Below are 18024 nucleotides of genomic sequence, written 5' to 3' on the forward strand. Positions count from 1 at the left end.
TCTTGCGTTGGACCCGCCACCGCTGCCGGAGACGGGTCGGCGCCGGCGTCAGATCGCCGGGAGGCGGTCCAGCATCTTGTCGAGCGTGACGGGATAGTCCCGAACGCGGATGCCGGTGGCGTTGTAGGCGGCGTTGGCGATCGCCGCGGCGACGCCGCACAGGCCGAGCTCGCCGATGCCCTTCGCCTTCAGCGGCGTCGACACGGGGTCGAGCGTGTCGAGGAAGATCACCTCCTGCGCGCCGACGTCGGCGTGGACGGCGACCTCGTAGCCGGCGAGGTCGTGGTTGACGAAGAAGGCCCGGCCCGTGTCCACCGCCAGCTCCTCCGACAGTGCCCCGCCGAGGCCCATCACCATGGCGCCGATCACCTGGCTGCGGGCGGTGACGGGGTTCAGGATGCGGCCCGAGTCGCACACCGCCAGCATCCGCCGCACGCGGATCTCGCCGGTGCCGACGTGGACGCCCACCTCGACGAAGTGCGCGCCGAAGGTGGCGAGCACGTAGTCGCCCTTGAAGTCGCCGAACGTCATCGTGTCCTCGGCGACGAGCTCCTCGTTGGAGATCTCGGACAGCGGCCGGTCGATCTCCTCGGCGAGCACGCGGCCGTCCTCGAACCGGGCCTCGTCGACGCCGAGCCGTTCGCAGATCATCCGCTGCAACGCCACGCACGCGGCGTAGGTGCCGGCGGTGGAACTCGACGCGCCGAACTGGCCGCCCGAGCCGGAGGACACCGGGTAGGCGCTGTTGCCGAGCTTCACCTCCACCGCCTCCAGCGGCAGGCCCATCGTCTCGGCCGCCGTCTGGGCGATGATCGTGTACGCGCCGGTGCCGATGTCGGTCATGTCGGTCTCGACCGTGAGGCGGCCGCCGGAGAGCCTTACCCGCGCGCCGGAGTCGAGCGTCGGACTGCCCCGGTAGGCACCGGCCATGCCGTGCCCGATCAGCCACATCCCGTCGCGCGTGGCGCCCGGAGCGGTGTTGCGCCCGGCCCAGCCGAACGCCTCGGCTCCCGTGTCGAGGCACTCGACGAAGTGACGGTCGGAGAACGGCACGTCGGGGTCGGACGGATCGACCTGGGTGTCGTTGACCTTGCGGAACTCGACCGGGTCCATCCCGAGCTTCTCGGCCATCTCGTCCATGGCGATCTCGAGCGCCATGAGGCCAGACGTCTCGCCCGGGGCGCGCATGTCCGACGCTTCGGGGAGGTTCATGTCCACGAGGTGGTGGATCACGCGGCGGTTCGGGGCGGCGTAGAAGTACGGCGTCTGCGCCGTCGCGTCCTCGCCGCGGCCGCCCGGAAGCGTGTGCGAGGCGGCCTCGTGGTCGATCGCCGTCAGACGCCCGTCCGCGTCCGCCGCGAGGCGGATGCGCTGGACGGTGCCGGAACGGTGGGTCGTGTTGTTGATCATGAACGGGCGCGGCAGCGCGATCTTCACCGGCCGCCCCGCCGCGCGCGAGCCGAGCGCGCCGAGCACCTCGTCCGCCCGCAGCCACAGCTTGCCGCCGAAGCCACCGCCGATATAGGGGCTCTCGACGCGGATCCTGTCGATGTCGATCCCGAACGTCGTCGCCAGCGCCTGACGGTTCCAGTTGATCATCTGGTTCGAGGTCCAGATCGTCATCTGCCCGCCGTCCGACCAGTCCACGATGGAGGCGTGCGGCTCCATCATCGCGTGGGTCTGCGACGGGGTGCGGTACATCTCGTCGAGCGTCACCGCCGCCTCGGCGAAGGCCGTCTCGACGTCGCCCACCATGGTGGAGGGCTCGCCGGTGCCGAGGAGCCGGTCGAAGGCGGCGTCGAGGTCGACGTCGGCCTCCTCCGCCTCGTAGGTGGCGCTCACGAGCGCCGCCGCGGCGCGCGCCTGCTCGAACGTGTCGGCGACCACGACGGCGATCGCCTGGTGGTAGTGCTCGACCACGTCGCCGCCGAACAGGCGGGCGACGTTGTAGTCCCAGATGCCGAGCGGCTCGATCTCGAGCGTCGTCACCACCGCGTGGACACCGGGAGCAGCGCGCGCGGCCTCCGCGTCGATCGCCGTGACGCGTCCTTTCGGGATCGCCGCGCCGACGGGGTAGCCGTAGAGCTGCCCGTCGACGACGTCGTGCCGCTCGTAGGCGTAGGGCGCGGTTCCGGAGACCTTCAGCGGGCCGTCGATCCGGGGATGCGCCTTGCCGACGATCCGCGCGTTGTCGAAGATGTTGTTGCCTGCGGGCTCTCTGAATTCCATCGTCTCACCCCTCGGCCAGCATCGCCGCGAGCGTGCGCTCGGCGAGCGTGATCTTGAATGCGTTCTCCTCGGTCGGGCGGGCGCCCTCCAGGAGGCGGGCCATGACGGCACGGGCCCCGTTGGGGAGTTCGGCGTCCGCCTCCGCCCGGCGCCACGGCTTGGGCGCGACGCCGCCGAGGGCGACGCGGCCGGACCCGTCCGGCAGGCGGATCAGGGCGACCGAGACCAGCGCGAAGGCATAGGACGCGCGGTCGCGGGCCTTGTGGTAGGCGTGGCGCCCGCCCACCGGCGCGGGCAGCGTCACCGCGGTGACGAGTTCGCCCGGCTCCAGCACCGTTTCCGTTTGCGGCGTGTCGCCCGGGAGGCGGTGGAAGTCCTCCAGCGGGATCGCCCGCGTGTCGCCGGCAGGCGTCACCGTCTCGACCACGGCGTCGAGGGCGCGGAGCGCGACGGCCATGTCGGACGGATGCGTCGCGATGCAGGCCTCCGATGTGCCGATGATGCCGAGCTGGCGAGAGAACGCCCCCTCCGAGAGCGCCGCGCAGCCCGCGCCGGGGGTGCGTTTGTTGCACGGCATCGCGGTGTCGTAGAAGTACGGGCAGCGGGTGCGCTGCAACAGGTTGCCCGCGGTCGTCGCCTTGTTGCGAAGCTGGCCGGAGGCGCCGGCCACCAGCGCACGCGTCAGGACGGCGTAGTCGCGCCGGACGCGCTGGTCGGCGGCGAGCGCGGTGTTCTTCACCAGCGCCCCGATCCTGAGGCCGCCGTCTTCGGTCTCGGTGATCTCGTCGAGACCCGTGCCGGAGACGTCGATGAGGTGGACCGGCGTCTCGATCTCGAGTTTCATGAGGTCGAGGAGGTTGGTGCCGCCGGCGATGTACCTGGCGCCCTCGACCTCAGCCGCACGGCGCGCCGCCGCGGCCGGGTCGCTCGCCCGCTCGTAGGAAAACGCCCTCACGCCTCGTCCTCCGCAACCTGTGTGATGGCCGCCAGGATGTTGGCGTACGCGCCGCAGCGGCAGATGTTGCCGGACATCCGCTCGCGGATCTCGGCGTCCGTCATGGCGATGGCGGCCGTCAGGTCACCGGTGACGTGGCTCGGGATACCGGCCTTGATCTCCTCGATCACGGCGCGCGCAGAGGTGACCTGACCGGGCGTGCAGTAGCCGCACTGGTAACCGTCGTGCTCGACGAAGGCTGCCTGCATCGGGTCGAGGTTCTCCGGCGTGCCGATGCCTTCGATCGTGGTCACCTCGTCGCCCTCGTGCATGACGGCGAGGCTGAGGCAGGCGTTCACGCGCTCGCCGTTGACCATCACGGTGCAGGCGCCGCACTGGCCGTGGTCGCAGCCCTTCTTCGCACCGGTGAGGTGCATGTGCTCGCGCAGCGCGTCGAGGAGCGTGGTGCGGTTGTCGAGGGTCAGCGCCCGCGCCTCGCCGTTGACCGTGACGTTGACGGTCGACTGCACCGGGCCGGCGGGAACGGCGGCCGCGGCAGCACCGGCCGCGCCGGTCCGGGCGCGCGCGGACCGGGCCATCCCGGCGGTGACGGCGGTCGCCACGGTGCCGACGAGCAACGTCCGGCGCCGCATTTCGAATTCGAGAGGTGGGCTCATGGCAGGCCTTCCTGTCACTGACGCATCAATCCGGAACTGGAATTGTATGAAGTCGAACTAGGGCGTACCGCGGCGGCCGATTAGGGCCGTCCCGTTCAACACGGCCATGAGCCCGCTTCATGGATCGATGACCGGGTCCGGCCATCCGGCACCCTGATCGCCGCCGGACCGCAAGCGATCGTGCCGATCGACCAGGTCGACGAACGGCGGGGAGCTCCCGATGCCGCGGGGGATCGCGTAAGTTGGTCGCAGCGCCCGCGGGACCGCGTCCGGGTCCGCGATCCCGCGTGCGGCGACACGCGTCCCCTTTCCGCAAGACCCCGGCGACCTTCCGCAGGATCCCGTCCTGTGGCATCATCGCGCCGTGACGCGTACTCAAGACATTTCATGACCGGCGCCTCGGGGCAGGCACCGGCGATAGTGGACTCGGACCCCGCAAGGTCCTGATTTTCTTTTTTGGTTTTGCAGTCTGGCCTGGAGGGGCGGACGGTCTGCGGTTGTCGGACACGGCGCGGCGGGCGATAGTCCCCGACACGGCAACGCGGCCGGGCCAGTGGGCGGAGGCTGAGGTGCAACCGATCGATATCTTCTCGCTCGTCGTTCTGTCGGTCGTCGGCCTCTCGGTGCTGATCATCTTCATCGTGCTGGCACGGATGCCGGGCGTGATCGCCCGGCGGCGCGGCCACCCGCAGGCGGACGCGATCGCCGTCGGCGGCTGGCTCGGCCTGCTCTTCGGCGGCATCCTGTGGCCGATCATGATGATCTGGGCGCACACCCGCACCGACGCCACGCCCCGATCCGGGCACGACTGACGCGGCCCAGGGAGCGCGGCGATGATCATCTTTCTCACCATCATCTGGCTCGGGCTGATCGCCCTCCTCGTCGGCATCAAGGTGCTGCCGAACAAGCCGGCGAGCTGGCTGTCGACCGTCGTCGTCTTCATCGCGCTGAACATCTTCCTGCTGATCCCGCTGCAATGGTCCGCGCCGACGGGCGACGCGGCGGTCATCGTCAACACCGTGCCGATCGTGCCCAACGTCGCCGGTCAGGTGACGGAGGTCGTCGCCGAGCGGAACGTGCCCGTGAAAGCCGGCGACGAGCTCTTCCGGATCGACCCGGTCCCGTACCAGGCGCGGCTCGACGCGCTGGACGCCCAGCTCGAGCTCGCACGGCTGCGCGTCGAGCAGTTCAAGGAGCTTGGACAGGGCCCCGCCGGCCGTCGCTTCGACCTCGAGGAGGCGCAGACCGCCATGCGCCAGCTGGAGGCGCAGCACACGGCCGCCGCCTACGACCTCGAGCAGACGACGGTCGTGGCGCCCGCGGACGGGTTCGTCACGACGCTCGCCCTCCGCCCCGGCCAGCGGGTCACCACCGCCCCCATCGCACCGGTCATGACCTTCATCGAGACTGAAGGCATCGTCGTCGCCGCGCAGATCGCGCAGAACGCGATACGGTTCGTGGAGCCGGGACAGCCGGTGGAACTCGCCTTCAAGACGCGCCCCGGCCAGATCTTCACAGGCACCGTGGACTCGGTGGTCGAGGTCAACGCTCAGGGCCAGGTCATGACGAGCGGGACGGTGATCGCCACGCGCAACCTGCAGTCGGTCCCCTACTTCGTCCGGATCCAGATGGACGATCCGAACATCCTGAAGGCCCTGCGCGGGGGTGCGGCCGGGACGGCCGTTATCTTCACGCCGAAGCTGCAGGTCGCGCACATCATCCGCCGTGTCATGCTGCGGATGGAGAGCTACCTCAACTTCGTCGTCCCGTAATCGCGACGCGCCCGCCCGTCAGCCGAGCCGTGCGAGGACCCTTGCCGTGGCGCCGGTCGCCTCGCCGAGCCTGGCGCCCTGCCGCACCGCCTCCTCGCGCGCCTTGCCGACCTCCTGGCGCTTCAGTGCCGCCTCGGCCTCCCCGCGCACCTCCCCGGGGCGCAGGACGACGACGCCGGACTCGTCCGCCAGCACCGCATCGCCCGGCATCACGACGGTGTTGCCGCACGAGACGGGCACGTTGATCGCCCCGCCGAGGTCGTAGAGCCGTGTGGTGATCGGCGAGAGGCCCCGGCACCACATGGGAAAGTCCGACGCACGGATCTCCTCGAGGTCCGTGCAGGGCCCGTCGACCGCCGCACCCACCGCGCCCGCCGCCTTCGCCGCGACCGTCACGCCGCCGCCCCAGCAGGCGTAGCGGTCGTCGTGGAGACGGTCGACGACGACGAAGTCGCCCGGCCGCAGCAGCCCCATGAGGTGATGGAGCAGCGTCGAGTCCGGCCCGGGGATGGCGATCGTCACTGCCGTGCCGACGACCCGGCGGCCGGGGATCAGCGGCTGGATCGCCGTGTGCAGGAAGCCGAAGTGGCGCCAGTGGCCGAGCGTCGCCGTCTCCACGCCGCTCAGGAGGTCGAGGTCATCCTTGGGAACCTGCGCGGGCATGTCACGAATGATATAGGTCATGGTCCGATCCAAGCTGAGCGGCCGGCGCCGCGGCACCCCGTGCCCAGCAAGGCCCGTTCCGCGCCCCCGGACCGGCCCGCGCGGCGACCCGATCAGACCAGGACGTCGAGCTCCGGCACCGGTTCGCCGGCGGCGACCCGCGCGAGATTGTCCAGCATGCGGTTGACGGTCTTGCCGAAATTGTCGGCGGCGAGTGCCGCGATATGCGGCGTGGTGACGACGCCCTTCAACCCGACCAGACGATTCTCCGGCGGCACGGGCTCGGTCTCGTAGACGTCGATGCCCGCGCCCCGGATGTGCCCGCTCTCGATCGCGTCGGCGAGGGCGTTCTCGTCGAGAATCCCGCCACGGGCCGTGTTGACGATGATCGCGCCCTGCTTCATCGCCGCCAGCGCCTCCCGGCCGATCAGCCCCATGGTCTCGGGCGTCAGGGCGCAGTGGAGCGAGACCACGTCGCTCTCCGCCAGGAGCGTCGCGAGGGGGACGTGGGCCGCGTTGAGCCCGGCTTCCTCCGCCGGCGAGAGCGGCGTCGGCTTGGTGTAAAGCGTGCGGCAGCCGAACCCGGTCAGCAGCCGCGCCAGCGCCTTGCCGATATAGCCGAGGCCGACGAGGCCGACGGTCTTGCCGGAGAGGGTGTAGATCCGCGGCCCCAGCTCCCCCTTCAGCCACTTGCCGTCGAGGACGCCGATGTGGCCGGCGACCGTCTGCCGGTTGACCGCCAGCATCAGCGCGAGGGCGGACTCGGCCACCGCGACGGAATTGCCGCCGGTCGTGCGGAAGACCCGCACGCCTGCCGCCCGAGCCGCGTCGAGGTCGATGTTGTCGTACCCGACGCCCCACTTGTGGACCGCCTCGAGGCCGCCGGCCGCGCCCTCGCGCATCATCCGCGCGGTGACCGGGACGTCACCGGTGATCGCGAAACGGGCCCCCTGCAGCGCGTGGAGCTGGTCGTCCGCCGCGCGGCTCGCCGCCGTCGTCACGGCGAAGCGCGGCGAGGCGAACTGCTCGAGCCGCGCAAGGCGCTCGGGGGACATGGGGTCGAGAAAGACGATGGTGTCCATCATGGTGATCGCTCAGGGCCTTCGTGTTCGTGGTGGCGCGTCCCGGCTTCCGGTCGGGGGCAGGCGGTTGGGCAATGGCGTCCGACCGGGGCCCGCACGGTCTGGGACCGGCGGGGTCGGGACATGCGCCTTCCGGGACGGCGGGTCGTGCCGAGTCTCTCCTCTGGCAACCACTGTGCCATCGCGCTGGCAAGTCCCGCCGGCGGCATCAGCCAAGCGAGCCGGCCGTTCCCAGCGCCCGCGCCACCGCCCTCACCTCGGCCGCGAGGGCGATGGCGGCGGAGGACGGCGCGCCGGCGGTCGAGACCAGGAGCTTCGACACGTTCTCGATCCGCGGCGTCAGCGGACGTCCGGAGAGGTCTGGATAGGCCGTGGCGAAGGGCACGAAGGTGTCGACGAGGCCGACGCCCTGCCCGTTGCGGATCATGTCGAGCACCAGCGGCGTGCTCGACAGGATGATCGCGGGGACGAGCTCATGCTGCTCGGCGTGGAACTGGCGCCGCAGCGCGGCGCCCGTCGGCGATGATTCCGAATAGGTCAGCAGCGTCTCGCCGGCGAGGTCGCGCGGCGAGACCGTCGGCAGTCCCTCCAGCCGATGCCCCGACGGAAAGACGCAGGCGCACGCCCAGGCGCCGACATCCTCGATGACGAGCTGGGAGTGGTGCAGCGGGCCGTAGGAGAGGCCGATGTCGACGTGCCCGCTGACGACGCTCGTCACGGTCTCGTTCGGCGGGAGCACGATCAGCGAGACGCTGATCTCCGGCCGGACGCTGCGCAGCCGGGTCGCGGCGCGGGCGGCGAGCGCGGAGATCAGCGTGTGGTTGCCGGCGATGCTGACCTGGCCGCCCGATCCGCGGCCGACCGCCTCCGCCCCGCGGTTCAGCCGGTCGAGCTCGCCCAGGACGCGCTCGGCGAGCGGCATCAGCGCCAGCGCCTCGGGAGTCGGGGCGAGGCGCCGGCCGCTGCGGCGGAACAGGCGGTAGCCGAGCTCGTCCTCCATGCCGGCGATGATCTTGCTCACCGCGGGCTGGCTGATCGCCAGGGTCTCCGCGGCGGCGGATGCGCTGCCGCCCCGCACGATCGCCGCGAGCGCCCTGATTTGCCGGAGATCCAGACGCACGGCCATCGCGGCCCTCCCAACACTTCACCTGCGGTTATACGGGAGTGAGGATTTGCCATTTGATTACAGCGCCGACGATTGCAACGCTCGCGAACCAGAACAGACCTTAGCGTAAAGGACACGCTCAATGGGACTTCTGGTGAGCGTCGATACCGGCGGCACGCATACCGATATCGTCGTGCTCGACGGCGCCAACCGTTCCCTTGTGACACATAAGGTTCCGACCCGGCCGGGTGCGCTCGCCGCTGCCGTGCTCGAGGGCGTCGAGACCACGCTCGCCCGCGCCGACAAGACGCTCGCCGAGGTGGACCGCCTCGTCTACGGGACCACGCTCGTCACCAACATCATCCTGGAGCGCGACGCCGTTCCCGTGGGCCTTATAACCACGAGGAATTTCCGCGACGTCCTCGCCATCGGCCGCGCCTACCGCAACGAGAACATCTACGACATCCGCTGGCGCCCGCCCGAGCCGCTGGTCCCGCGGCGGCTCCGCTTCGGCGTCACCGAGCGCATCGACGCGCGCGGCCACGTCGTCGAGCCGCTCGACGAGGACGACGTGCGCGAGGCGCTCGCCGCGATCGTCGCCGCCGGGGTCGACACCGTCGCGGTCTGCCTCATCAACGGCTACGTCAACCCGGTGCACGAGCAGCGCATCGCCGCCGTCGCCCGGGCGGAGTTCCCGGCGCTGCGCCTCTCCGTCTCGTCCGACATCCTGCGCGAGTTCCGCGAGTTCGAGCGCACCTCCACGACCGTCGCCAACGCCTTCGTCATGAAGCCCATCGACGAGCACTTCGCCGAGCTCGAGGCGGGGCTGCGCGGCGCCGGACTTGCCAACGCGCCGTGCATCATGCGCGCGAACGGCGGCATCATGAGCTTCGCCGCCGGCCGCCGGCAGCCCGTCGCCCTCACCCATTCCGGGCCGATGGGCGGGATCGTCGGCTCGGCCGTCATCGCCCGCGAGGCGGACCTTCCCGGCATCATCACCTTCGACATGGGCGGCACCTCGTCCGACGTCTCGCTCGTCTCCAACGCGACCCCGACCATGACGACGAAGAGCACCGTGGCGGGGCTGCCGGTGAAGCTGCCGAGCCTCGACCTCGTGACGGTCGGCGCGGGCGGCGGCTCGATTGCCTGGATCGACGCGGCGGGCGCCCTCAAGGTCGGCCCGAAGAGCGCCGGCGCGCGGCCGGGCCCGGCGTGCTACGGCAACGGCGGCACACAGCCGACCGTGACCGACGCCAACCTGCTCCTCGGCCGGCTCAATCCCGATTGGTTCCTCGCCGGTGCCGGCACGCTCGACATCGACCTCGCCCGGAAGGCTGTCGGCGACCTCGCGGACCGCCTCGGCCTCGGGCTGATGGAGGCCGCGCTCGGCATCGTGCGCATCTCCGAATCGCACATGGTCAACGCGATCAAGCTTTCGTCGGTGAAGCGGGGCGTCGATCCGCGCGGCATGACGCTCGTCGGCTTCGGCGGCGCGGGGCCACTGCACGCCATCGGCCTCGCCCGGGAGCTCGGCATCCGCCGCGCCGTCGTGCCGTGCGCGCCGGGCAACATGTCCGCCCTCGGCATGCTGTCGGCGGACCTGACGCAGGACTTCGTCCTCAGCCTCGTGCGGCCGCTCGCGGCGCTCGACGCCGACACCCTGCCGCGCGAGCTCGCTGCGCTGCTCGAGACCGGCGCGGCCTGGCTCGAGGAGGAGACGCGCGACCGGATGGAGCCCCTCCTCCTCGCGAGCGTCGACCTGCGCTACCGGGGCCAGACGCATGAGCTCAACCTGCCGCTGACCGACGCCGCCGACCTCGACGCGCTCGCCGCCGCCTTCCACGACCGGCACCTTGAGCGCTACGGCTACAACATGCCCGCGATCGGCGTGGAGCTGACCAACATCCGCGTCAGCGCCGTCGGCCGCCTGCCCCGCGAGAGCTTCATGCGCACCCCGGACGCCGCGCTCGCCGCGCCGCAGGGCGCCCGGGAGGTGTGGTTCGACGCCTCAGGCCCCGTCACCGCCACCGTCTGGCGGCACGAGGGACTGGCGCCGGGCGTGCGCATCGCCGGACCCGCCGTGGTCGAGTTCACCGGGTCCACCTTCATCGCCCCGCCCGGCTGGTCGTTCGAAGCCGACGCCGCCGGCCATCTCCATATCGAGGCGCAGACTGCACAATGAGCGTCGACCCGATCACCCTCGAGATCCTGCAGAACAAGCTGCTGACCGTCGCGGCCGGAATGAGCGAGCGCCTCGTGCGCGCCGGCCAGTCCTTCATGATCAAGGAGATGGAGGACTGCTCGGCCTCCCTCTTCGACGTGGACTGCCGCCTCCTCGCCGAGTCGGCCAACATCCCGATCCACCTCAACTGCGTCGGCATCGTCCTGAGGTCGATCCTCGACCACCACATCCCGCGCGAGGCGTGGAGACCCGGCGACATCGTCGTCACCAACGACCCGTACCTCGGCGGCGGCTCCCTCGGCAGCGCACACACGAACGACATCGTCACCTACGCGCCGGTGTTCGTGGACGGCGCGCTGGTCGGCTTCACCGGGCTGATGGCGCACCACCTCGACGTCGGCGCGATGACGATGGGCACGCGCGGCTGGAACACCGAGATCCAGCAGGAGGGCCTTCTCATTCCGCCGCTGAAGATGGTGGAGGAAGGCCGCCCGGTGCCGCAGGTGATGGACCTCATCCTGCGCAACACCCGCGTGCCGGCGGCGCTCGAGAACGACCTCTACGCCCAGAACGGCAGCCTCGTCGCCGCCGCGGAGGAGCTGGCCGCGATCTTCGTCGAGCACGGCGACGCGATGGGCGAGATCGTCGACCTCCTGATCCGCCACGGCGCCACGCGGTCACGCCAGGAAATCGCGGCGATCCCCGACGGCGTCTACCGCGGCGAGGTGCCGATCCTCGACGACGGCTATGCCGGCGGGCCTCACATGATCCGCGTCGCGATCCACAAGACCGGAGCCGAGATCACGTTCGACTTCACCGGCACCGACCCGCAGATCTCCGGCCCCGTGAACGCGCCGCTCTCGACCACGATGTCGGCGATCTACTACGTGATGCGCTGCCTCACGGACCCGTCGCTGCCAAACTCGGAGGGGTGCCGCGAGCCGATCACGGTGATCGCGCCGGAGGGCTCGCTCGTGAATGCCCGCCAGCCCGCCGCCGTCTACCAGCGCATGGTGTGCTGCCACGCGATCGTGGACCTCGTGATGGGCGCCCTCGCCGACGCCGTGCCGGACCGGGTGATGGCCGACTCCTGCGGCTGCCAGTACAACTACACTTCCGTCCACGACCCGGCGACGAACCGATGGTACGGCTTCGGCGAAGTGACGCCCGGCGGCCTCGGCGCCACCGCCGACCTCGACGGCATCGACGTCATGGCCTGCCACGTCACCAACTGCTCGCTTCCGCCGGTGGAGGCGACCGAGATCGAATCCCCCGTCCTCTTCCTGAAGCGCGAGTACCAGACCGACACCGGCGGCGCCGGCTACCGACGCGGCGGCGTCGGCCAGACGATCGCCTACCAGGTCCTGCAGGGCGGCGGGATCTTCACCCACACGTCGCAGAAGTCGGTGATCCGCCCGCGCGGCTTCGGCGGCGGTCTCGCCGGGGCGGGCGGAACCTGGGTCATCAACGAGGGCCGCGAGGGCGAGCGGCGCCTGCCGCACGCGATGGGTGACGTCGAGCACCTGCGGGCGGGCGACACCGTGACGTTCCACACCACGGCGGGCGGCGGCTACGGCGACCCGCGCGAGCGCGAACGCGAGCGGGTCAGGGCGGACCTCGCCGACGGCTTCATCTCCGAGGACGCGGCGCGGGAGGTCTACGGTCTCGAGCCCGCCGCGGCGGAGCGCGAGGACGCGTGAGCGACGCTCCTGCAGACGTCCTGGTGGTGGGCGCCGGCATCGTCGGCGTGATGACGGCGCTCACGCTGCAACAGCGCGGCCACGCCACGATCCTGGTGGACCGCGAGGGGCCGGCCACGGGCTGCTCCTTCGGCAACGGCGGCGCCATCGGCCCCAACACCGCGACCCCGTTCGCGATGCCCGGTATCCTGCGCAAGGTGCCCAAATGGTACGTCGACCCCGACGGGCCGGTGACCGTCCGGCCGAACTGGGCGGTCCGCTCGGCGCCCTTCGTGCTGCGCTGGATCCGCGCCTCGCGTCTCGACCAGGCGCGCCGTTCGGCCGGGGGCATGCGCTTCCTGCATGCGGGTTGCCTCGACGCCTACCGCGCCGCGCTGGGCCCCACGGCGGCGGCCGACCTCCTGCGGGAGGACGGCTACCTCTACGTCTACGAGAGCGAGGCGCCGGGCGAGAACGAGCTCACCGTCGCCGCCCTTCGCGAGGATCTCGGCATCCCGGCGCAGGACCTCACCGCCGACGAGGTGCGGGAGGCCGAACCCTCGCTCGGACCGGCGATCCGCCGGGCGACGTACCTGCCGGGAAATGGTCATACCGTGAACCCGAAGCGCCTCGTCGAGACGCTGTTCGAGGTGTTCCGCGGCCTCGGCGGCGCCTTCCGGCGCGCCACCGTCGAGGAGATCCGTCCTGGCGAGACCATCGCGGTGCGCACCCGCGAAGGGGGCGAACTGCTCGCGAGGCGGCTCGTCCTGTGCACCGGTGTCTGGTCGCGGCCGTTCGCGGCCGCCCTCGGGGTGCGGCTGCCGCTCGTCGCCGAGCGCGGCTACCACGTCACGTTCACCGAGTGCCACGTGCCGCTGAACCACAAGATCATGAACGGCACCCGCGGCTTCGGCGCCACCGCGATGGAGACCGGGCTTCAGGTGACGGGCACCGTCGAGCTCGACGACCCGGACGCACCGCCGAACTGGAATCGCGCGGACGCGCTCGCCCGCAACGCGCAGCGCCTCTTCAGGACACCGCCCGGCGGCGCGACGACCCGCTGGATGGGCCCGCGCCCGTCCCTGCCGGACAGCCTGCCGGTCGTCGACCGCGCGCCGGCGGCGGCCAACATCGTCTTCAACTTCGGCCATGCGCACTGGGGCCTGTCGGGCGCGCCGCGCTCGGCGGCGATTGCGGCGGACATCATCGACGGCCGGGACCTGCCGCCCGAGACGAACCTGCTGCGCGCGGGCCGATTCGGGTGAGCGCCGGGCGGGTTGCCGCGCCCGGCACGGCATATGCCTCTCTTAACGTCACGCACGAGTCAGGAAAGGGGATACGACATGAGGCCTATCGCTAGGGGCTTTGCATTCGGGATCGCCGCGGCGCTCTCGGTTCTGTCGGCACTCGCGCCGGCCAGCGCCCAGGAGGTGACGCTGCGCATGGCGACGCAGATGCCCTCCGACTCGGTCGAAGGCCGGGTGCACGAGCGCTTCGCCGAGCTCGTCAAGGAGTACTCGAACGGCGAGGTCGAGATCGCGCTCTACCCCAACGACCAGCTCGGCAAGCTCGACTCCGTGCTCGAGCAGCTGCAGATGGGCACGGTCCACATCTTCGCGGAAGGCGCCGGCTTCATGAAGAAGTGGTCGCCGGACATGAACTGGCTCGCCGCTCCGTTCCTGTTCAAGAGCCGGGAGGACTGGGTCGCGTTCATGAAGTCGGACACCGTGCGCGGCTGGTTCGCGGAGGCCGAGAAGGCCGCCGGAGTGATCACGCTCGGCACCTCGACGGAGATCCTGCGCGGCCCCTACCGCGTCCTCGTCACGACACGCCCGGTCGACACGCTGGACGACCTCTCGGGCCTTCGCCTGCGGCTCTTCTCCAACAAGACCCAGGTGGACGCCTGGACCTATCTCGGCGCCTCCGTGAAGGTGATCCCGTGGACCGAGGTCTACTCCTCGATGCAGTCCGGCCTCGTCGAGGGCACGACGAGCCCGATCTCCCTCGTGCGCTCCATGCGCTTCAACGAGGTGGCGCCCTACGTGCGTCGGACCGACGAATACTTCCAGTCGGTCGCCTACATGGTGAACGCGCGCGCCTGGAACGGGATGACGGAGGCGCAGCAGCAGGCGGTCACCAAGGCCTACATGGACGTCGCGTCCTACGCCGACGAGCTGATCAACACCGAGGGTGACGAGATGGTCGCGGCGCTGGAGGCCGAGGGCGCGCACTTCGCCGTCCTCGACACCGCGCCCTTCGTGGAGCGGATGGCGTCCTTCTACGAGAACCTGCAGGACGCCGGCGAGCTGCCCGAGGGCTTCCTTGCCGCCGTCAACGCGAGCCGCACGAATTGATCGGGGGACCCGCGGGGCGCGCGCTGACGCGCCTCGACGCCGTGCTCGGCGTTCTGGGCGTCGTCTTCCGCCAGCTCGCCATCATCTGCCTGCTGCTGATGCTGACCGTCACGGCGGTCACCATCCTCCTGCGCCCCTTCGACATCGCGTACTACTGGATGTGGCCGTGGACGATGATCCTGTTCGTCTGGATGACGTTCTTCGGCCTCTTCGCCGTCTACCGCTTCCGCAAGGACATCGTGATCGACATCGTCGTGCGCCGGCTCACATCGGGCCCAGCCGCGGCGATGCTGCGCACGCTGCCGCCGCTGGTGCTGCTCGCCGTCTCGCTGACGGTGCTGTCGCAGATCCCGGCGCTGATCGCGGTGCAGGGCGGGCCGATCGACGGGGCGCTGCTGCCGGGCGGTGGTGAGCTGAGCCGCCTGTTCCTCACGGTGCCGATGGCGCTGTCCATGTCGCTGGTTGCGCTTCAGTCGGTGGTCGACCTGCTCCTTGCCCGGCCGACCGGGGCCCGCGCGGCGGACGCGGCACAGGTCGGGGAGCCCTAGGGCATGGCCGTCGTCCTCTTCCCGGCGTTCCTCGCCCTCCTGCTCCTCGGCGTTCCGGTCGCGATGGCGGTGGGCGCGGCGACGATCCTCGCCTTCCTGACGTCCGACTTCTCGGACAGCCTCTACGTCGTGCCGCTGCAGATCCTCGACGGCGTGGACAATCCCTCCCTCCTGTCGGTGCCGTTCTTCATCCTCGCCGGCAACCTGATGAACGCCGGCGGCGTGACGGACCGGATCTTCAACTTCGCCAACGCGCTGGTCGGCCACTTCCGTGCCGGTCTCGCGCAGGTGAACGTCCTCTCCTCGATGATCTTCGCGGGCGTCTCGGGCGCTGCGGTCGCCGACTGCGCGGGCCTCGGCACCATCGAGATCAAGGCGATGCGCGAGCGCGGCTACCGGCCGGAGTTCGCCGCGGCGGTGACGGTCGCCTCCTCCGTCGTGGGGCCGCTGATCCCGCCGTCGGTCGGCCTCGTGATCTACGCCTTCCTGGCCGAGCAGTCGGTGCAGAGGATGTTCCTCGCCGGCGTGGTGCCGGGGCTGCTGGTGGGGCTGTCGCTGATGGTCTTCAACCGCGTCCTGGCGTCGGTGCACGACTTCCCAACCCAGCCCCGCGCACCGACGCGGGAGGTGCTTCGGCTCGGCGTCGATGGCGTCCTCGCGCTGATGGCGCCGGGGATCATCATCGTCGCGATATTCACCGGCTGGGTGACCGCGACCGAGGCCGGGGTGCTCGCCTGCCTCTACTCGATCGTGCTCGGCGTCCTCGTCTACCGGAGCCTCGACTGGCGCGGCTTCTGGAAGGCGCTCGACGAGACGATGATGATGACGGCGGTGATCATGATCATCATCGGGTTCTCGATCGCGATGGGCTGGCTCCTCGCCATCGAGCAGGCCCCGCAGGCGCTCGCCAGGGAACTCTTCTCGCTGACCGAGGACCGCTGGGTGTTCCTGGCGCTGATGCTGGGCTTCATCCTGGTGGTGGGCTGCGTCGTCGAAGGCGTCCCGGCCAAGCTGATGCTGGTGCCGACGCTGCTGCCGATCGCGGACGCCTACGGGGTCGACCGGGTGCACCTCGGTCTCATCCTGCAGCTCGGCCTCCTGATCGGCATCGCGACACCGCCGATGGGCGTCGGCCTCTACATCATGGTCGAGGTCGGCAAGGTGCCGTTCGAGAAGGTGGCGATCGCCGTGCTCCCCTTCCTGGTCCCGCTCATCGCGGTCCTCCTGGCGATCACCTACCTGCCGGAGCTCGTCCTGTGGCTCCCGGACCTCGTGATGGGGCCGCAGGCACCGCACTGAGCAACCGTGCCGTCGGAGGGGCGCGTCCGTCCCCTCCGTCCGATAGCGGGGGCATCGGGCTCGCCCCGGACGGCCGGGCCGCCTTGCGCCGCGCGGGCATCCTCTTCCTGCCACACGCTCGATGTTTGGTGCTCGACCGGGGGTGGTTCCTGGGGCAGAGTTGCGCCTCGGGGCTGCCCCGCAACGGGCCGACCCGCCGGCGTGCGCCGGCCGCCGCCAGAGCGCCGGTGTCGTCCGGTCCTCCGACGGACGGCCGGTCTGTGCGCGGACCGAGGCACGGCGGGCGAACCCGCACGGCCACCACAACGACCGACCGGCCAGAAACGGACCGGCGGCACTGGAGGAAACGATGCGAAACACTCTTGCCTGCCTGGCGATTCTCGCCGGCGCGCTCCCGCTCATGACCGCGCCCGGCCAGGCGCAGGACTACCCGGCGAAGGACGTCAGGGTGGTCGTGCCCTGGGGTGCCGGCGGCGGCACGGACGCCATCACGCGCAAGATCACGACCATCGCCGAGAGTGAGCTCGGCGGGACGATGTACGTCGAGAACGTCGAAGGCGGCGCCAGCGCGACCGGCGTCATGGAGGTCATGAACTCCACGGCGGACGGCTACACCGTCGGCGCCCTCACCTACGACAGCGTCGTCACCGTACCGCGGCAGGGGCTCCTCTCCAGCTACTCGCTGGACAAGCTGGTCCCGATCGCCCGGATCACCTCCGAGCCCGACGCGCTCATGGTCGGCAAGAACGCCCCGTTCCAGACGTACGACGAGATGATCGCCGCCGCGAAGGACGCCCCGGGTGAGGTGCGCGTCGGCATCCAGAACATCGGCTCGCGCACGCACCTCGCGATGCTGCGCCTGCAGGAGCTGACCGGGACCGAGTTCGACCTCATCGCCTACCCCGGCGGCGCCGCGCCGCAGAAGGAGGCGCTGCTGTCCGGCGAGGTGGACGCGGTCGTCACCAGCCTCGGCGACTTCGCCCCGCTGATCCAGTCGGGCGACGCGAAGGGCGTCATCGAGTTCTCCGAGTCGCGCAACCCGACCTACTCCGACGTGCCGACCACGAAGGAGAAGGACCTCGACCTGCAGATCGGCAGCTTCATCCTCCTCGCCGTCCCCGCCGACACGCCGGAGGCCGCCCGCACCGCGCTGACGAACGCCTACAAGACGGCCTACGACAGCGACGCGTTCCAGAGCTGGGTGTCCGACATCGGCGTCACGCCGAGCTGGATCGCCGGGGACGACGCCGGGAAATGGGTCGAGTCCACCCAGACGGAGCTGTTCCAGCTGATGGACGAGATCGAGGGCAAGTAGGCCCCTCCGTCCCCGCTCCGGCGCCACGCGCCGTTCGGTCCGGAGCCGGCACGCGGCACGGATCGCGATCGCTCGTCCCCTCGCGATGCGGATCGGCCGTCGCCGGCCTTCGCCGCAGCCGCTCGCCCGTTCCGCCCGGTCCCGCGGGCAGCGGCCAACCACGCCGGTCCGGCCACCGCCGGGCC

At 70.8% G+C, this 18024-nt stretch carries 15 protein-coding genes; 9 read left to right on the plus strand and 6 right to left on the minus strand.

The genetic code is table 11. From position 1 onward, the window contains the following. Positions 1-48: 48 nt before the first annotated feature. Genes paoC through paoA form a run of 3 tightly spaced genes read right to left on the minus strand, consistent with a single transcriptional unit; the run spans position 49 to position 3840 of the window. The gene (gene paoC, locus DLJ53_RS19375; protein WP_111348271.1) at positions 49-2229 is read right to left on the minus strand and encodes an aldehyde oxidoreductase molybdenum-binding subunit PaoC; all 2181 of its coding nucleotides are present in this window, start codon (positions 2227-2229) and stop codon (positions 49-51) included. 4 nt (positions 2230-2233) lie between these two features. Then, on the minus strand, positions 2234-3184 hold the full coding sequence (locus DLJ53_RS19380; RefSeq protein WP_111348273.1) for an FAD binding domain-containing protein: 951 nt from the start codon (positions 3182-3184) through the stop codon (positions 2234-2236). After that, on the minus strand, positions 3181-3840 hold the full coding sequence (gene paoA / locus DLJ53_RS19385; RefSeq protein WP_111348275.1) for an aldehyde dehydrogenase iron-sulfur subunit PaoA: 660 nt from the start codon (positions 3838-3840) through the stop codon (positions 3181-3183). The genes DLJ53_RS19380 and paoA overlap by 4 nt, the downstream gene beginning before the upstream one ends. 569 nt (positions 3841-4409) lie before the next feature. Between paoA and DLJ53_RS19390 the strand changes: the two genes are divergently transcribed. Together DLJ53_RS19390 and DLJ53_RS19395 are read left to right on the plus strand one after the other, a co-directional pair. Further along, a complete protein-coding gene (locus tag DLJ53_RS19390; RefSeq protein WP_111348277.1) occupies positions 4410-4652 on the plus strand; it encodes a DUF3302 domain-containing protein in 243 nt (80 codons plus the stop codon). A 21-nt stretch (positions 4653-4673) separates the two neighbouring features. Then, positions 4674-5612 carry an HlyD family secretion protein gene (locus DLJ53_RS19395; RefSeq protein ID WP_111348278.1) on the plus strand — a complete coding sequence of 313 codons (939 nt, stop codon included), beginning with the start codon at positions 4674-4676 and terminating at the stop codon, positions 5610-5612. 18 nt (positions 5613-5630) lie between these two features. On the opposite strand, the gene DLJ53_RS19400 is transcribed toward DLJ53_RS19395, so the two are convergent. The 3 genes from DLJ53_RS19400 to DLJ53_RS19410 all read right to left on the minus strand — a co-directional run bounded on the left by DLJ53_RS19400 (position 5631) and on the right by DLJ53_RS19410 (position 8483). Then, positions 5631-6296: an RraA family protein gene (locus tag DLJ53_RS19400; RefSeq protein WP_111348279.1), complete on the minus strand. Its 666-nt coding sequence runs from the start codon at positions 6294-6296 to the stop codon at positions 5631-5633. Positions 6297-6388: 92 nt separating this feature from the next. After that, positions 6389-7360, minus strand: a complete 972-nt coding sequence (locus DLJ53_RS19405; protein WP_111348281.1) for a 2-hydroxyacid dehydrogenase — start codon at positions 7358-7360, stop codon at positions 6389-6391. A gap of 205 nt (positions 7361-7565) precedes the next feature. Further along, complete coding sequence (locus DLJ53_RS19410) at positions 7566-8483, minus strand: LysR family transcriptional regulator (RefSeq protein ID WP_111348283.1); 918 nt, start codon at positions 8481-8483, stop codon at positions 7566-7568. 121 nt (positions 8484-8604) lie between these two features. Here DLJ53_RS19410 and DLJ53_RS19415 point away from each other — a divergent pair, with 121 nt between their 5' ends. From DLJ53_RS19415 to DLJ53_RS19445, 7 genes are all read left to right on the plus strand, one after another. Next, on the plus strand, positions 8605-10644 hold the full coding sequence (locus DLJ53_RS19415) for a hydantoinase/oxoprolinase family protein (RefSeq protein ID WP_111348285.1): 2040 nt from the start codon (positions 8605-8607) through the stop codon (positions 10642-10644). Continuing rightward, entirely contained in the window at positions 10641-12344 is a 1704-nt protein-coding gene (locus tag DLJ53_RS19420) for a hydantoinase B/oxoprolinase family protein (protein WP_111348287.1), read from the plus strand. The genes DLJ53_RS19415 and DLJ53_RS19420 overlap by 4 nt, the downstream gene beginning before the upstream one ends. Further along, complete coding sequence (locus tag DLJ53_RS19425) at positions 12341-13588, plus strand: NAD(P)/FAD-dependent oxidoreductase (RefSeq protein ID WP_146620035.1); 1248 nt, start codon at positions 12341-12343, stop codon at positions 13586-13588. The genes DLJ53_RS19420 and DLJ53_RS19425 overlap by 4 nt, the downstream gene beginning before the upstream one ends. A 78-nt stretch (positions 13589-13666) precedes the next feature. Further along, positions 13667-14677 (plus strand): TRAP transporter substrate-binding protein, encoded by a 1011-nt coding sequence (locus DLJ53_RS19430; RefSeq protein WP_162409397.1) that lies wholly within the window; start codon positions 13667-13669, stop codon positions 14675-14677. Beyond that, positions 14674-15225 (plus strand): TRAP transporter small permease subunit, encoded by a 552-nt coding sequence (locus tag DLJ53_RS19435; protein ID WP_111348293.1) that lies wholly within the window; start codon positions 14674-14676, stop codon positions 15223-15225. Before DLJ53_RS19430 ends, DLJ53_RS19435 begins: the two co-directional genes overlap by 4 nt. 3 nt (positions 15226-15228) lie before the next feature. Beyond that, positions 15229-16524, plus strand: a complete 1296-nt coding sequence (locus DLJ53_RS19440; protein WP_111348295.1) for a TRAP transporter large permease — start codon at positions 15229-15231, stop codon at positions 16522-16524. Between the two features lie 349 nt (positions 16525-16873). After that, positions 16874-17839: a Bug family tripartite tricarboxylate transporter substrate binding protein gene (locus tag DLJ53_RS19445; RefSeq protein ID WP_111348297.1), complete on the plus strand. Its 966-nt coding sequence runs from the start codon at positions 16874-16876 to the stop codon at positions 17837-17839. Positions 17840-18024 lie beyond the last annotated feature (185 nt).

The sequence above is a fragment of the Acuticoccus sediminis genome (assembly GCF_003258595.1).
GTDB lineage: Bacteria > Pseudomonadota > Alphaproteobacteria > Rhizobiales > Amorphaceae > Acuticoccus > Acuticoccus sediminis.

Coding starts and splice junctions, on each gene's coding strand:
- DLJ53_RS19430 (WP_162409397.1), top strand. CDS start 13,667: ATGAGGCCTATCGCTAGGGGCTTTGCATTCGGGATCGCCGCGGCGCTC.
- DLJ53_RS19410 (WP_111348283.1), bottom strand. CDS start 8,483: ATGGCCGTGCGTCTGGATCTCCGGCAAATCAGGGCGCTCGCGGCGATC.
- DLJ53_RS19395 (WP_111348278.1), top strand. CDS start 4,674: ATGATCATCTTTCTCACCATCATCTGGCTCGGGCTGATCGCCCTCCTC.
- DLJ53_RS19440 (WP_111348295.1), top strand. CDS start 15,229: ATGGCCGTCGTCCTCTTCCCGGCGTTCCTCGCCCTCCTGCTCCTCGGC.
- DLJ53_RS19415 (WP_111348285.1), top strand. CDS start 8,605: ATGGGACTTCTGGTGAGCGTCGATACCGGCGGCACGCATACCGATATC.
- paoA (WP_111348275.1), bottom strand. CDS start 3,840: ATGAGCCCACCTCTCGAATTCGAAATGCGGCGCCGGACGTTGCTCGTC.
- paoC (WP_111348271.1), bottom strand. CDS start 2,229: ATGGAATTCAGAGAGCCCGCAGGCAACAACATCTTCGACAACGCGCGG.
- DLJ53_RS19405 (WP_111348281.1), bottom strand. CDS start 7,360: ATGATGGACACCATCGTCTTTCTCGACCCCATGTCCCCCGAGCGCCTT.
- DLJ53_RS19420 (WP_111348287.1), top strand. CDS start 10,641: ATGAGCGTCGACCCGATCACCCTCGAGATCCTGCAGAACAAGCTGCTG.
- DLJ53_RS19400 (WP_111348279.1), bottom strand. CDS start 6,296: ATGACCTATATCATTCGTGACATGCCCGCGCAGGTTCCCAAGGATGAC.
- DLJ53_RS19445 (WP_111348297.1), top strand. CDS start 16,874: ATGCGAAACACTCTTGCCTGCCTGGCGATTCTCGCCGGCGCGCTCCCG.